This is a genomic window from Nocardia sp. X0981 (assembly GCF_977089955.1).
This window is the reverse complement of the sequence record NZ_OZ372435.1, coordinates 5970992-5984122: the sequence shown is the minus strand read 5'-3', so window position 1 is coordinate 5984122 and position 13131 is coordinate 5970992. Positions and strand designations below refer to the sequence as shown.

Genomic DNA, 13131 nt, shown 5'->3' with positions numbered 1-13131 from the left:
GTGGCAGGCTGTGGTGGTGCGGAGTCTGCTGGAGCCGGCCCGGCGCGCGAGATATACCCCCGCGCGCCAGCTCGCCAAGCGTGACCTGCCGCAGGTGCTGCGGGTGCTCGACGAGGATCCGGTGGCCACCTGTATGGTCGCCGCCCGGTTACAGGAATACGGTCTGGACAACCGCTACGGTCAGGGCGAGCTGTGGAGTCACGGTGGGCCGGCCGAATCGCTGTGCTTCTCCGGAGTCAACCTGATCCCGCTACGGGGTGGTCGTGAGGCGCTGCGTGCTTTCGCCGACCGTGCGATCCGCTGGCCGCGACTATGTTCCTCGATCGTCGGCCGGCAGGAACTGGCGTTGCCGCTGTGGGAGATGCTCGCCGAGCACTGGGGCCCGGAACGGGAACTGCGCGCCACCCAGCCGCTCCTGGCTCTCACCGGTTACGCCCTGTCCGCCGCGGACCCCGAGGTGCGCCGGGTCCGGCCCGAGGAACTCGACCGGTATCTCGCCGCCGCGATCGCCATGTTCATCGAGGAGGTCGGGATCGATCCCCGCGCCGGTGACGGTGGTCGCGGTTACCGGCGGCGGGTGGCCGGGCTGATCGAGGCGGGCCGGGCCTGGGCCCGCTTCGCCGAGGGCGAGGTCGTGTACAAGGCGGAGGTCGGGGCATTGTCCCGGCGTACCGGCCAGATCCAGGGAGTGTGGGTCCATCCCGAGCATCGGGGACGCGGATTGGGCACCTCGGGTACCGCGGCCGTGGCGAACGCCGTGGTCGCCACCGGCCGGACCGCGAGCCTGTACGTCAACGACTACAACGAGACGGCGCGGCGCGCCTACCGCACGGTCGGATTCCGGCAGATCGCCACCTTCGCCACCGTTCTCCTGGACTGATCGGACAGGATCCGGTGTGCCGCAGGTGATCACGGCCACCGGTCGCCTACGATCTGCGGCCATGACGATCCGTCGGGTGCTCGCCGTCGTGGTCGCGGTACTCGCTGTCGCCGCGACCGCCTGCGTCGCGGGCGCACACGGCCCGATCACCGCCGCGGATACTTTCCTCGCGGCCTTCGCCGCCCGCGATATCGAGGCCGCCGCGAACCGCACCAGCCGGCCCGGGAAAGCCTTGTCCGCGCTGACTTCCGCATGGGAGGAGCTGGGCGCCGAGGAACTACATGCCCGGTCCGGGGCGGCTCGGATCACCGGTGATACCGCCACCGTCGACTACACCTACGAATGGCGGCTGGCCGGCGGTCGCGGCTGGACCTATACCGGGCAGTTGCCGCTGGTGCGCAGTGGTGCCGGCTGGACGGTGCGCTGGAGCGGCACCGTGGTACACCCTCGGCTCGGTGATACGCAGACCATGGCGCTGCTGGTGCGGCCCGCGCCGCAGGCCCGGGTGAACGAGCAGTCCGGTAGCGATGTCCTGGTACCGGGTACGGTCTCGCGGGTGACCTTCGATGCCGGCGCCGGCGCGGATCCGCGGCGGGTGGCGGCGGCGCTGTCGCAGGCGCTGATCGGGATCGACGAACGCCTCACCCCGGCGCGGATCCTGAACTCCGCTCGCGCGGCGGACGGGGCCTATACGGTGATCGTGCTCAACGAAGTGGAATTCGGCCGGGCCGGCCCCCAGCTCATCGGGCTTCCCGGAGTGCGGGTGACCCAGGAGTGGGATATGGCCCCCACCGATCGGCACTTCGCCCCCGATCTGCTGACCCAGATCCGGCAGACGGTGATCGACGAGGTGGACGGCCGAGCCGGTTGGCGGGTGGTGGCGCGTAATGCCGGCGGCGCGGAAACAGGGATTCTGCACGAGGTGGCGGCGCAGCCGGCACCGTCGTTCGCCCTGAGCGTGGACCGCCGGATCCAGAACGCGGCCCAGCACGCGGTCGACGGGCGTCGCGAACAAACCATGATGGTGGTGATCCGGCCCTCGACCGGCGGCATTCTCGCGATCGCGCAGAACGCCGCCGCCGATCGGGACGGACCGGTGGCCGCCATCGGGCAGTATCCGCCCGGCTCGATATTCAAAACGGTGACCGCGGCCGCCGCGATGGCCGCGGGCATGGTGGGCCCGGAGACGGTGGTGTCGTGCCCGAGCTCGATCACCATCGGGGAGCGGACCATTCCGAATTACAACGGCTTCACCGTGGGTGACGTCCCGCTGGCTACCGCCTACGCGCGGTCCTGCAATACCTCGTTCGCGAAATTGGCCAGCCGGTTGTCCCCCGTGGCTCTGTCGGAGAGCGCGGCCGCTTTCGGGGTGGGACCGGATTACACGATTCCCGGTTTACCGACCTTTTCCGGTTCGGTGCCGGTAGCCGAGGATCGCACCCAGCGCACGGAGGACGGAATCGGCCAGGGGCGGGTGGTGGTGAGCCCCTTCGGTATGGCGCTCATGGCCGCGACCGTTGCCTCGGGAACCGCGCCGACCCCGTATCTGATCGCCGACCGTCCCACCCTGGTCGAGGGGCAACGACCCGCACTGGATCCGGAAACGGTGCGGGGGCTGCGGATGATGATGCGGCAGGTGGTGGTGGGCGGCACCGCCGACCGTATCGCCGATCAGGGCGCGGTATTCGGCAAAACCGGAGAAGCCGAGGTAGACGGCGGATCGCATTCCTGGTTCGTCGGGTACCGGGGCGATCTCGCGTTCGCGACATTGCTGGTCAGGGGTGGTAGTTCCGATAACGCGGTGGCGGTGACCCGGGAGATGCTGGTGGCGCTGCCGCCCGGGTACTGAACCGGCGGCAGCGCCGGCTCGGTCACGGCCCGGTGGTGGTGGTATCCGCGCCGGTTGCGTAACGGTCACCGGTTTCCGTGGTGGCGGTATCGGTCGATCCGGGCCCGCTCACCCCGGCGGGCGCGACGACCGATACGGTCCGATCGGAGATCGGTGCGGACGAGGCGGTGTCGGTCCCGAGTATTTCGACGACACCGGTACCGCCGAGAATCATTCCGGCAGTGATGAAAGCAACGGTGTAACGCTTCATTTCCGGCTCCCTCCGATTCAGAGGTTCGACAGATAGCGAGCTCGGGGGGCTCCTGCGCTACCGGGCTCTGCGGAAGAGTTGTCTGGTGATTTGCTGTCAGGTCAACCTAAGCCGGAATCAGGGACCGAGACAAGGCGGACAGCCGAGGAAAACCGATGCGGGATGAATCGTGACCGGCGGGGTGGAGTCCGTGATCGTCGCGTTATGTTCTGTTCATACCCTGTGCAGATTCGCCGTGAGGTGATCCTGCGGGGTTAGCCCGACCGCACCCATCCGCAGCGTGTAGTCGATGACATCGCCGTGCAGGCGGATGGAGCGACTCAGCGCGGTAACCGACTTGGCCGTCGTGCTCGTGCCGATCGACGTGGCCTCCAGTTCCATGCGGATCTCCTCGCCGGTGCGGATCAGTTCGCCCTCGCAGATCTCGGTGATGCCGGTGGGGTGGGCGAGTACGAGTTCCACCCGGTCGGAGCCGGGGCAACGCAGGTAACCCGTTTCGACGTGCAGTGGACGGCCGTCATCGGCATGGCGGGTGCGTTGCCGGTAGGTGAGAAAGGGCCGGCCGAGATGACCGAAGGTGATCTCCTCGAGGTACCCGAACGAGTCGATCGTCGGATAGTCGCCCTGTCCGGCTCCGCACCAGGTACCCAGCAGCCCGGCCAACGGGGCGATCCCCGGATGCGGGGGGAGTTGCGGTTCGGTCACGGCGCACAGCGTAGACGTTCGGCCGGGAACCGGATACGCCTGCCCGCCCGTGTGCCGTCCGCCTATCCGGTCCGGCGCCGGCCGAACGGCCAGAAAGACCTGCTGCGCCGCCGCGGCAGCGCCGCGTAGACCATGGTCATCTCGGCGAAGACACCGGCCTCCCGTTCCCGGTCGGCGCCGAAATCGTCCTTCCCCAGGATCTGGGTGATCGAGCCGGGTGCGATCGTCGCGAGCGCGTCGAGTAGTGAGGCGTTCAACGCGCCGAGCGAGATCCGGGTGGTTTCGGGATCCTCCGCGGCCGGCCCACCGTGGCCCAGCAACATATGACCGATCGCGTGCAGCACGATGTGATCGGCGTTGCGGCCCGAGGCCGAGGCGTCGTAGACGATGATGTCGTCGTGTTTGCGGGCGATCCACAGACCGTTACCGTTGCAGCCCAGATCGGCCAGCGCCGACCGGTGCGCCGGCTGCAGGGAAATCGGCCGCTTCCGGTGTGCGGCCACCTCGGCGAGGTAGGCATTGAGGTTCCACGGGCTGGGCAGGGGCACCGACCCAGCAGCATCGCCGAACCTGGCGTCCATGCTTGTCATCGGCGAATACGTTACCGATCGTACGGGCGCTCGTCACTTCCACGAATTCCCGCTTCCCACTGGTGAACCGGCGGAGGTGGGCAGGTGATGGTGACCTCAGAGATCGACCCCCGGATCGACGGGCCGGACATTGTGTGGTTTGTTCCACAGCGCCGTCAACCCCCACAGCACCACACCCACGGCCAGCAGGACACCCGCGATGGCGTACTGCTGGGGGTTGCGATCGGTGAACGGGGTGGCCAGATAGCCGCAGGCCAGCGCTGCGAGTACCGGAAGTGGGGTGGGGGTGCGGAAATGGTCGTGCCCGACCTCGTCGCGGCGCAGCACCAGCACCGCGATGTTGACGATGGTGAAGACGACCAGTAGCAGCAGAGCGGTGGTGCCGCCGAGTTCGGGGACCGCACCGACGAACAGGATCAGACCGAAGGCCAGCAGTGTGGTGAAGACGATCGCGATATGCGGTGTGCGCCGGGATCGGTGTACCCGGCCCAGCGGGCGGGGTACCACCTTGTGCTTGGCCATGCCGTACAGCAGCCGGCTCGCCATCAGCATATTGATCAGTGCGGAGTTGGCGACGGCGAACATCGTGATGAAGGCGAATATCTCCGTCGGGAAACGGGGCGCGCCGATCTCGACCACCTGCAGGAGCGGGGTATCGCCTTCGGAGAGCTGCTCCAGCGGCACCAGCGCGACCGCTGTGATCGACACCAGCACGTAGATCGCCCCGGTGATCAAGAGCCCGGTGAGCAGGATCTTCGGGAAGATCCGGCTGGGCTCCTTGGTCTCCTCGGCCATGTTCACCGAATCCTCGAAACCGACCATGGCGAAGAAGGCCAGTGTCGTGGCCGCGATGACGCCGCCGAAGGCGGTGCGGTCTCCGGTGTCGAAGTCGACGATCCGGCCGAAATCACCCTCGCCGGTGCCCAGTGCCCACATACCGATACAGATCACGATCAGCAGGCCGGACAGTTCCACGCAGGTGAGCAGGACATTGGCCTTCACACTTTCCCCGACACCGCGCAGGTTGACCGCGGCGACGACCGCCATGAACGCCAGCGCGATCAGCGTGACGGCGAAACCGTCACCGAGGTCGAGTGCGAAGGCCGCGCCGAAGTTCGAGGCGAACGCCTTGGCCGCGGTGGCCGCGGAGGTGATACCGGAACTCATAACCGTGAACGTCACCATGAACGTCACGAAATGGATGCCGAAGGCTTTGTGCGTATAGAGCGCGGCTCCGGCCGCCTGCGGATATTTGGTGACCAGTTCCAGGTAGCTGAACCCGGTGATCAGCGCGACCCCGAAGGCGACCAGGAACGGCACCCATACGGCGCCGCCCACCTCTCCGGCGACGCGGCCGGTGAGGGCGTAGATACCGGTGCCGAGAATATCCCCGACGACGAAGAGCAACAGCAGCCACGGGCCGATGACCCGCTTCAGTTCGGGCTGCCGGGACGGCTCGGGCCGGGCGGTGACATCTGCCAAGGGAACCCCTCATTTCCACAATGGCCGGTACGTGCCCCGATCGAACACGTTCGATCTATATACCCACTCGGCAGTGCGCGAACTCCTGTTTCACCTGCTGTTCACATGATCAGCCCAGGGATTCGGCGGCCGCGGTGATCACTTCCGCCGAATCCCGCGGGCTCAGCGCCATGGCCCGGAGTTGGTCGAACATCACCCCGAAACGCCGGATCTCGGTATGTCCCTCGATGAGTGCGTCTCCGGAAATCCCTTCGACGTAGACCAGTTCGGGATCGGTGGGGTCCGGGAAATCGAGGACGGTGAAGGATCCGGCCATCCCGGGGTGGGCCCCCGCGTCGAAGGGCAGGATCTGCAGGATCACGTTCTTGCGTTTGGTCGCCTCGGCCAGCCGGCGCAATTGCCCGCTCATGATCTCGGGACCGCCGACCACCCGGCGGATAGCGGCCTCGTCGAGCACCACCCACAGTTCCAGCGGTTCGTCCTTGGCAAGTACCGCCGCGCGGTCCATCCGGGCGCGCGCCCGGCGTTCCAGATCGGAGGCTTCCAGTTTCGGCATACAGGTATCGATCACGGCCATGGCGTATTGCTCGGTCTGCAGCAGGCCGGGGATGAACGAGGTCTGATAGTGCCGCGCCGACAACGCCACCGATTCGAAGTTGATGTACGCCGCGTACACCTCGGACAGGCTGGCCTCGTAGGGTCGCGACATCCCGGGTTTCTGCGCGTCGGAGAGGAGTTCCAAAGCCTCCTGCCGCCGGGCCGCCTCCACGCCGTAGAGATCCAGCATGGTCATCAGGGTGCGCCGCTGCGGACGGGCCTGGGCGGTCTCGATGCGGTACAGGGTGGTCACATTGATTCCGGTGCGGGCGCTGACCTCCTCTTTGCTGAGTTCGGCATCTTCGCGCATCTCCAGCAGCAACACCGAGAGCCGGCGCAAACCCGCCGTGAGGACGGTGCGTTTGCCTGCCATGTCATCCCTTTCGCCCGGCGCACCGTGGGTATCCGGCGACCGTGGGCCCCGGATACCGCACACTCTGTGCCGCCACAATAAACGAGACGACACCGCGGCCGGCCGGACGGTGCCGGTGGCCGGTGGACCGGCGTGCTTTCACAAGGCGACCTCGCGGCGCAACACTTTTCCGGTGGCATTGCGCGGTAACGGTGTCGCGGTGATGCTCCAGCGCTCCGGAACCTTGAAGTAGGCGAGACGTTCGGCGGTGAACGCCCGGAGTTCCGCGGCGGTGAGCGCCGCCGGGTCCCGGGTCACCACCACCGCCGCCACCCGCTGGCCCATCTCGTCGTCGGGTACACCCAGTACCGCCGATTCCAGTACGGCGGGGTGTTCGTCGAGCACGTTCTCGATTTCGGTGGGGTACACGTTCTCTCCGCCCCGCAGGATGAGATCGGTACGGCGGCCGGTCATCCGCAGCCGGCCTTCGCGCAGTGTGCCGAAATCGCCGGTGCGTAACCAACGCCGAGAGTCGATGGCGGCCGCGGTAGCCGCCTCGTCGCGCCAATAGCCCCGCATGACATACGGACTGCGGATCCAGATCTCGCCCTCGCTGCCCTCGGGCAGCGGAGTCCCGTCGGGATCACGGATTTCGATCGAGACGCCCGGTATCGGCCGGCCGACGGTCTCGGGATCGGCCGCGAGTTCGGCCGGGGTGGCCACGGTCGCCGCGGTACCACTCTCGGTGAGACCGTAGCTGGTGGTGAGCGCGACCCCCGCCGCGGGCAGGCGGGCCCGCAGCCGCTGCTGGAAGGCGGGGGAGGACGGTGCGGCGTTGAGGGACAGCGCGGTGAGCGCGGAGAGGTCGTAGCCGGCCGGATCGTGTTCCAGTAGCCGGGCGGCGAGGGTCGGTACCGCGCCCCAGTTGGTGATTCGTTCCCGGGCCATCAGCGACAGCACGCGGGCGGCGTCGAACGGGCCGGTGTGCAGGACCACCGCGGCACCGGTGGCGAGCCGGGGCACTGCGAGATTGTGCAGGCTGGCGATATGGAAAAGGGGTGAGGTGAGCAGGAACCGTTTGTCACTGGGTTCCCGGTGGGGCCGACCGGCCAGCAGCGCGCCGGCCGCGTCGGTGTAGCGGTGGTAGTCGCTGACGGCGATCAGATTCCGGTGGGTGTGCACCACACCTTTGGGCCGGCCGGTGGTCCCGCTGGTGTACAGCACGACGGCCGGGTCGTCCTCGGTGACCGGTACGACGGGAACCACGCCGGTGTGCTCGGCGATGAGGCGCGGCAGGTCTTCGGTCATGGTGAGGACCGGGATCCCGGCTCCGGCGGCGGCCGCGGCGCGTGCGGTATCGGCGACCAGGACGACCGGCTCGGTGTGCCGCAGGCCGTAGGCGATTTCCGGCGCGGCCCACCACGCGTTGTACGCGACGGCGATCGCCCCCAGGCACTGTGCCGCCCAGAAGGTGATCACCCATTCGGGGGTGTTGGCGGCCAGGATGCCGATGCGGTCGCCGCGACCGACTCCGTACTCGTCGGCCAGACCGCGCGCCAGTGCCGTCGCGGCGGCGGCGTGTTCGGTGAAAGAGATCCGGCGTTGCGCGGTGACGAGATAATCGCGCTCGCCCCAGGCCGTCGATGCGTCGAGCAGTTCACGCAGCGATCGGCGCCGATGGCGTAGTACCGAGATGCGGGCGCCGAGCACCTCCTCTTCCGTCGTCTCGAACGGTCCACCCGGTCCCGTGAGTTCGGCGGACACCCGCGCGGCACGCGGGTCGGCTGCATTGCTCATGGCGTCCACATCCTTGTCGACAACTCTCCCGAGAATCCATACCGCATCCGACCGGTCCGTAGGTGGCCATCGGTGCAGGTGGGTCCGCGGGGTCCCGGTAGCCGGTACCGCGCCGCAGCCGGGGTGGGCTTCCGGACACCATCGGCAAATGGGGAGCAATCACGATGGCCGGTGCGCGTGCGTTCGCAGGGGTGGGGGAGGTGCCGCCGGCGGGCGGGCCGAACATCGCCGTCGCAGCGGGAAAAAGGCGTCTGGACAAGCGGGCGACGGGCCCGGGGTCCTTGCGCGACAACACCATAGGCTCGGGTACGGTCCGCGGGGCGCGCCGCGAATACATCTCGGCACGGTTGCGATGTGGTCGCGTATTGCCATGTCGGGCCTGGTTCGGGCGGTAATGCGGGTATCGTTCGGCGCGGCGGGGATTCGGACCGCCGGCGGGAACGAGCATGGCGGGTATGCCTTTTCGACGGGACCGCGCTTGGTTCCACGGGAAGGATCGTTAGGCTTGCGCATGACGCTGTTCGCAACATTGCGTACTGAAGTCTTGTGTTCTTGCATTTGTAAGAGCATGATCCAGCTAGCCTTGTTGTGAACAACGATCCGATGTCCGGGATAACCGAATCGAGAGCCGATCATGTTGGTACAGAGTGTGATGGTGCCGGGTGAGCCCGAGGGGTGCCGATGAGCGCACCCACTCTGGGGGCCCTGCCGACCGCGCCGCAACTCCTGTGCGCGTTCCAGGGGCGGCGGGTCCAAGAGCGTGTGCTATTGCGCTTCGCGCACGCGCTCGTCGAACTGCACAAGCGCCGGGCGCATGTTCGGGATATGGCCGAGATAGTCGAAATAGATTGCCGCCGAACCGAACTCATGGACGACATCAACGACTGGATCACCCGTAAGATGCCACAGCACCGCAACGGCGCCTCCCTGCACACCGAAAGCCTGGGTGCGGTGATCGACCGGATGGCACGCAGTTGGGTCGCGGCGAACCAGGCCATCGAAGCCGACGGGGTGCGCAGTGACCGGACACATCGGCACTGGTACCACCTCGCCGAACTCGTGGACGGTTATACGGATCTGATCGCCGAGGTGGCAGGCGGGCGGCGCCGGTTGCCGGTGCAGTAGGGGTCCGCGGGTCACCGCCGCGTTCGGTCCGCTGTCCGAGCGTGGCGGACCGGCCCGTGAACGACCGTGGAATATCGAATGGCCCAGACCTGAAGGCCGGTCGGTGGCGAACGACCGGTTACCGAGTGGTACGGCCAATGGGAGGTAGCTTCTGCCATGAGGCAGCCGGAGGGCGCCGTAACGGCGCGGAACGATCTCGGTGCGGCGGTCGCGGTGCCGCCGGATATCGGGTCCCTGTCGAAGGTGTATCGCGTACGCGCGGAACTCGATACGATGCTCGACGCGCTACGTCCCGGTGATCGGGTGCCCGCGGAACGCGAACTCGCGGGCCGTTTCGGTGTCGCCCGGGAAACGGTCCGGCATGCTCTACGAGATCTGGCCGTGGAGGGCCGCATCCGGCGACAGGGCCGTGGAACCGTGCTGGCCCGGCCGAAAGTGGTGCGCCCACTCGCGCCCGAACCCACCGGTGACGACGGCACCGGGGTGGTCCGCAGCCTGCTCTCCTGGGAAGACGGTATCGCCGACGGCGAGATCGCGCGGGATCTGGAACTACCGCCCCGGACCCCGATCATGACCCTGGAACGCCTGCTGCACGCCGACGGCGAGCCCATCGCGCTGGAGCGGATCGATCTGTCGCTGGACCGATTCGGATGGCTGCGCGCGGGTTTCGACCCGCTCGGTTCGCTCGCGGCCACCATCGAGGATTCCGGTGTCGAGTACGGCGGCACGACCGAGCGGATCGAAACCGTCCTGGCCGCGCCGCGAGAAGCCGGGCTGCTCGGCTGCCGCCCCGCCGTGCCGTTGTTCCGGGTGGTGCGCCGCGGAATCGATACCCAGGGCCGGCCGATCGAACGAGTGGCCGCGCTGTACCGCGGTGACCGGGTCGCGTTCGAGACGCGCACGGGCGGCCGCACTCGCTGAGCGCCCCGGCGGCGTCCGGGCGAGCGGACGGGTCTGCCCGCGGGTGCCGGACCGTTCCGGCGACCCGCGGGCGCGCGCAGTCTACTCTGGAACCATGTCCGTGCGTACCCGACAGCCACTGCTCCCCGGAACCCCCACCCCCATCCGCGAGGTCCCGCGGGCGATAGAACGGCCGGAGTACGTATGGAAGAAGACGGCCCGGGAAGGCTCCGAACCGTGGGTGCAGACCCCGGAGACCATCGAGAAGATGCGGATCGCCGGGCAGATCGCCGCGCGGGCGCTGGCCGAGGCCGGTAAAGCGGTGGCTCCGGGTGTCACCACCGACGAACTGGACCGGATCGCGCACGAGTACATGTGCGACCACGGGGCCTACCCCTCGACCCTGGGTTACAAGGGATTCCCCAAATCGTGCTGCACCTCGCTCAACGAGGTGATCTGCCACGGTATCCCCGACAGCACGGTGATCGAGGACGGTGACATCGTCAATATCGATGTCACCGCCTACATCCACGGGGTGCACGGCGATACCAATGCCACCTTCCTCGCCGGTGATGTCGACGAAGAAGTGAAACTGCTGGTGGAACGTACCGAGGAAGCCACCATGCGGGCCATCAAGGCGGTACGCCCCGGTCGCGCGCTCAACGTGATCGGCCGGGTGATCGAGTCCTACGCCAACCGGTTCGGCTACGGGGTGGTGCGCGATTTCACCGGGCACGGTGTGGGCCCCACCTTCCACAGCGGCCTGGTGATCCTGCACTACGATCAGCCCGCCGTGGACTCGGTGATCGAACCGGGGATGACCTTCACCATCGAGCCCATGATCAACCTGGGCGGTATCGACTACGAGATCTGGGACGACGGCTGGACCGTGGTCACCAAGGACCGTCGATGGACGGCCCAGTTCGAGCACACGCTGGTGGTCACCGAGACCGGGGCCGAGATCCTCACCCTCCCGTGAACCGGCCCGGTGCGGCGCTGCTCGTGGCCGGCACCACCTCCGATGCCGGAAAAAGCGTCCTGGTGGCCGGGATATGCCGGATGCTGCGGCGCCGGGGGATCCGGGTGGCACCGTTCAAAGCGCAGAACATGTCGAACAACTCGGTCGTCACCCTGGACGGCGGCGAAATAGGTCGTGCGCAGGCGCTACAGGCTCAGGCGTGCGATCTCGAACCGAGTGTGCGTTTCAACCCGATCCTGCTGAAACCCGGTAGCGACCGGCGTTCGCAGCTGGTGGTGCGCGGCCGGGTCGTGGACACCGTGGGCGCCGCCGACTACATGGCCCACCGCGCCCGGCTGCGGGATGTGGTGGCCGCCGAACTGGCCGCGCTGCGGGACGAGTTCGATGTGGTGATCTGTGAGGGCGCGGGCTCACCCGCGGAGATCAATCTGCGGGCCACCGATCTGGCCAATATGGGGTTGGCCCGGGCGGCCGAACTACCGGTGCTGGTGGTCGGCGATATCGACCGTGGCGGGGTGCTGGCGCATCTCTTCGGTACCCTCGCGGTGCTGGAGCCCGCGGATCAACGGCTGATCGCCGGCTTCGTGATCAACAAGTTCCGCGGGGATGTGGGGCTGCTACGTCCCGGCCTGGATCAGCTGGCCGCGCTGACCGGGCGCCCGACCTTGGGTGTGCTGCCGTACCGCGACGATCTCTGGATCGACGCCGAGGACTCGCTGGGGACGGTATCGGGGGCACCGGTCGGCCGGCCGGGCGCACCGGTCGGCAGTGAATGGCTCACCGTCGCCGCCGTGCGGCTTCCCCGGATCTCCAATTCGACGGATGTGGAGGCTCTCGCCTGCGAACCCGGTGTCGCGGTGCGCTGGGTGAGCGATGCCGCCGCGCTGGCGGGCGCCGATCTGGTGGTCCTGCCCGGCAGCAAGGCCACCGTCGATGACCTGAACTGGTTGCGCCGCACCGGAATCGCCGATGCGCTCGCCCGGCGGGCGGCCTCGGGGCTGCCGATCCTGGGCATCTGTGGCGGCTACCAGATGCTGGGCCGGCGCATCGTGGACACCGTGGAATCCGGTGCGGGCGAGGTCGCGGGATTGGGGCTGCTCGATCTGGATATCGAATTCGGTCCGCGCAAGGTGCTGCGGCGCACCACGGCGGTGGGTGCGCCGGGACTCGCCGCCGGGGCGGGTATCGCCGCGTCCGGCTACGAGATCCATCACGGTCTGGTCCGAGGCAGCACCGAGACCGCGTGGCTGCACCTCACGGGGTGGTCGGAGCCCACGGCCGACCGCGCCGAGCCCGCCGCGGATGGCGAGGGCAGCGTCCGGGGCGCGCTCTGGGGCACCCACCTGCACGGTCTGCTGGAATCCGACGAATTCCGCCGCGCCTGGCTCACCGAGGTCGCCCGGGCCGCGGGCCGGACCGGTTTCACCGTCGCCGCGGACACCCGCGTGGCCGCCGTCCGCGCCGCCCAGCTCGATCTGCTCGCCGATCTCGTGGCCGAACATCTCGAGGTGTCCCGGCTCGACCGGCTCCTCGCCGAAGGCGTTCCATCCGGGCTGCCGGTGATCCGCGTTACCCCGGCGGTGCTTTCGGAGACCGGCTGAGCGATGACCCGGATCCGGTCGGCC

The 13131-nt window shown here is 68.1% G+C and carries 12 protein-coding genes; 6 read left to right on the top strand and 6 right to left on the bottom strand.

What is annotated here, in order from left to right; all coding sequences use genetic code 11:
• Positions 1-16 precede the first annotated feature (16 nt).
• On the top strand, positions 17-880 hold the full coding sequence (locus ACYR7D_RS26520) for a GNAT family N-acetyltransferase (RefSeq protein ID WP_459547233.1): 864 nt from the start codon (positions 17-19) through the stop codon (positions 878-880).
• A 61-nt stretch (positions 881-941) separates the two neighbouring features.
• On the top strand, positions 942-2729 hold the full coding sequence (locus ACYR7D_RS26515) for a penicillin-binding transpeptidase domain-containing protein (RefSeq protein ID WP_459547232.1): 1788 nt from the start codon (positions 942-944) through the stop codon (positions 2727-2729).
• Positions 2730-2751: 22 nt separating this feature from the next.
• On the opposite strand, the gene ACYR7D_RS26510 is transcribed toward ACYR7D_RS26515, so the two are convergent.
• From ACYR7D_RS26510 to casG, 6 genes are all read right to left on the bottom strand, one after another.
• The gene (locus ACYR7D_RS26510) at positions 2752-2979 is read right to left on the bottom strand and encodes a hypothetical protein (RefSeq protein WP_459547231.1); all 228 of its coding nucleotides are present in this window, start codon (positions 2977-2979) and stop codon (positions 2752-2754) included.
• Between the two features lie 213 nt (positions 2980-3192).
• On the bottom strand, positions 3193-3684 hold the full coding sequence (locus ACYR7D_RS26505) for a peroxynitrite isomerase (RefSeq protein WP_459547230.1): 492 nt from the start codon (positions 3682-3684) through the stop codon (positions 3193-3195).
• 62 nt (positions 3685-3746) lie between these two features.
• Complete coding sequence (locus ACYR7D_RS26500; RefSeq protein ID WP_459547229.1) at positions 3747-4274, bottom strand: hypothetical protein; 528 nt, start codon at positions 4272-4274, stop codon at positions 3747-3749.
• A 96-nt stretch (positions 4275-4370) separates the two neighbouring features.
• Positions 4371-5756 carry an APC family permease gene (locus ACYR7D_RS26495; RefSeq protein ID WP_459547228.1) on the bottom strand — a complete coding sequence of 462 codons (1386 nt, stop codon included), beginning with the start codon at positions 5754-5756 and terminating at the stop codon, positions 4371-4373.
• Positions 5757-5865: 109 nt separating this feature from the next.
• Complete coding sequence (locus tag ACYR7D_RS26490) at positions 5866-6726, bottom strand: helix-turn-helix domain-containing protein (RefSeq protein WP_459547227.1); 861 nt, start codon at positions 6724-6726, stop codon at positions 5866-5868.
• A 138-nt stretch (positions 6727-6864) separates the two neighbouring features.
• Positions 6865-8502: a steroid-24-oyl-CoA synthetase gene (casG, locus tag ACYR7D_RS26485; protein ID WP_459547226.1), complete on the bottom strand. Its 1638-nt coding sequence runs from the start codon at positions 8500-8502 to the stop codon at positions 6865-6867.
• 681 nt (positions 8503-9183) lie between these two features.
• On the opposite strand from casG, the gene ACYR7D_RS26480 reads away from it, so the two are divergent.
• The 4 genes from ACYR7D_RS26480 (at position 9184) to ACYR7D_RS26465 (ending at position 13107) form a co-directional block, all read left to right on the top strand.
• Positions 9184-9627 (top strand): DUF4254 domain-containing protein, encoded by a 444-nt coding sequence (locus ACYR7D_RS26480; protein ID WP_459547225.1) that lies wholly within the window; start codon positions 9184-9186, stop codon positions 9625-9627.
• Positions 9628-9783: 156 nt separating this feature from the next.
• The gene (locus ACYR7D_RS26475; RefSeq protein WP_459547224.1) at positions 9784-10548 is read left to right on the top strand and encodes a GntR family transcriptional regulator; all 765 of its coding nucleotides are present in this window, start codon (positions 9784-9786) and stop codon (positions 10546-10548) included.
• 94 nt (positions 10549-10642) lie between these two features.
• Positions 10643-11506, top strand: a complete 864-nt coding sequence (gene map / locus ACYR7D_RS26470) for a type I methionyl aminopeptidase (RefSeq protein ID WP_459547223.1) — start codon at positions 10643-10645, stop codon at positions 11504-11506.
• Positions 11503-13107: a cobyric acid synthase gene (locus tag ACYR7D_RS26465; RefSeq protein WP_459547222.1), complete on the top strand. Its 1605-nt coding sequence runs from the start codon at positions 11503-11505 to the stop codon at positions 13105-13107. The genes map and ACYR7D_RS26465 overlap by 4 nt, the downstream gene beginning before the upstream one ends.
• The last annotated feature ends 24 nt before the right edge of the window (positions 13108-13131 follow it).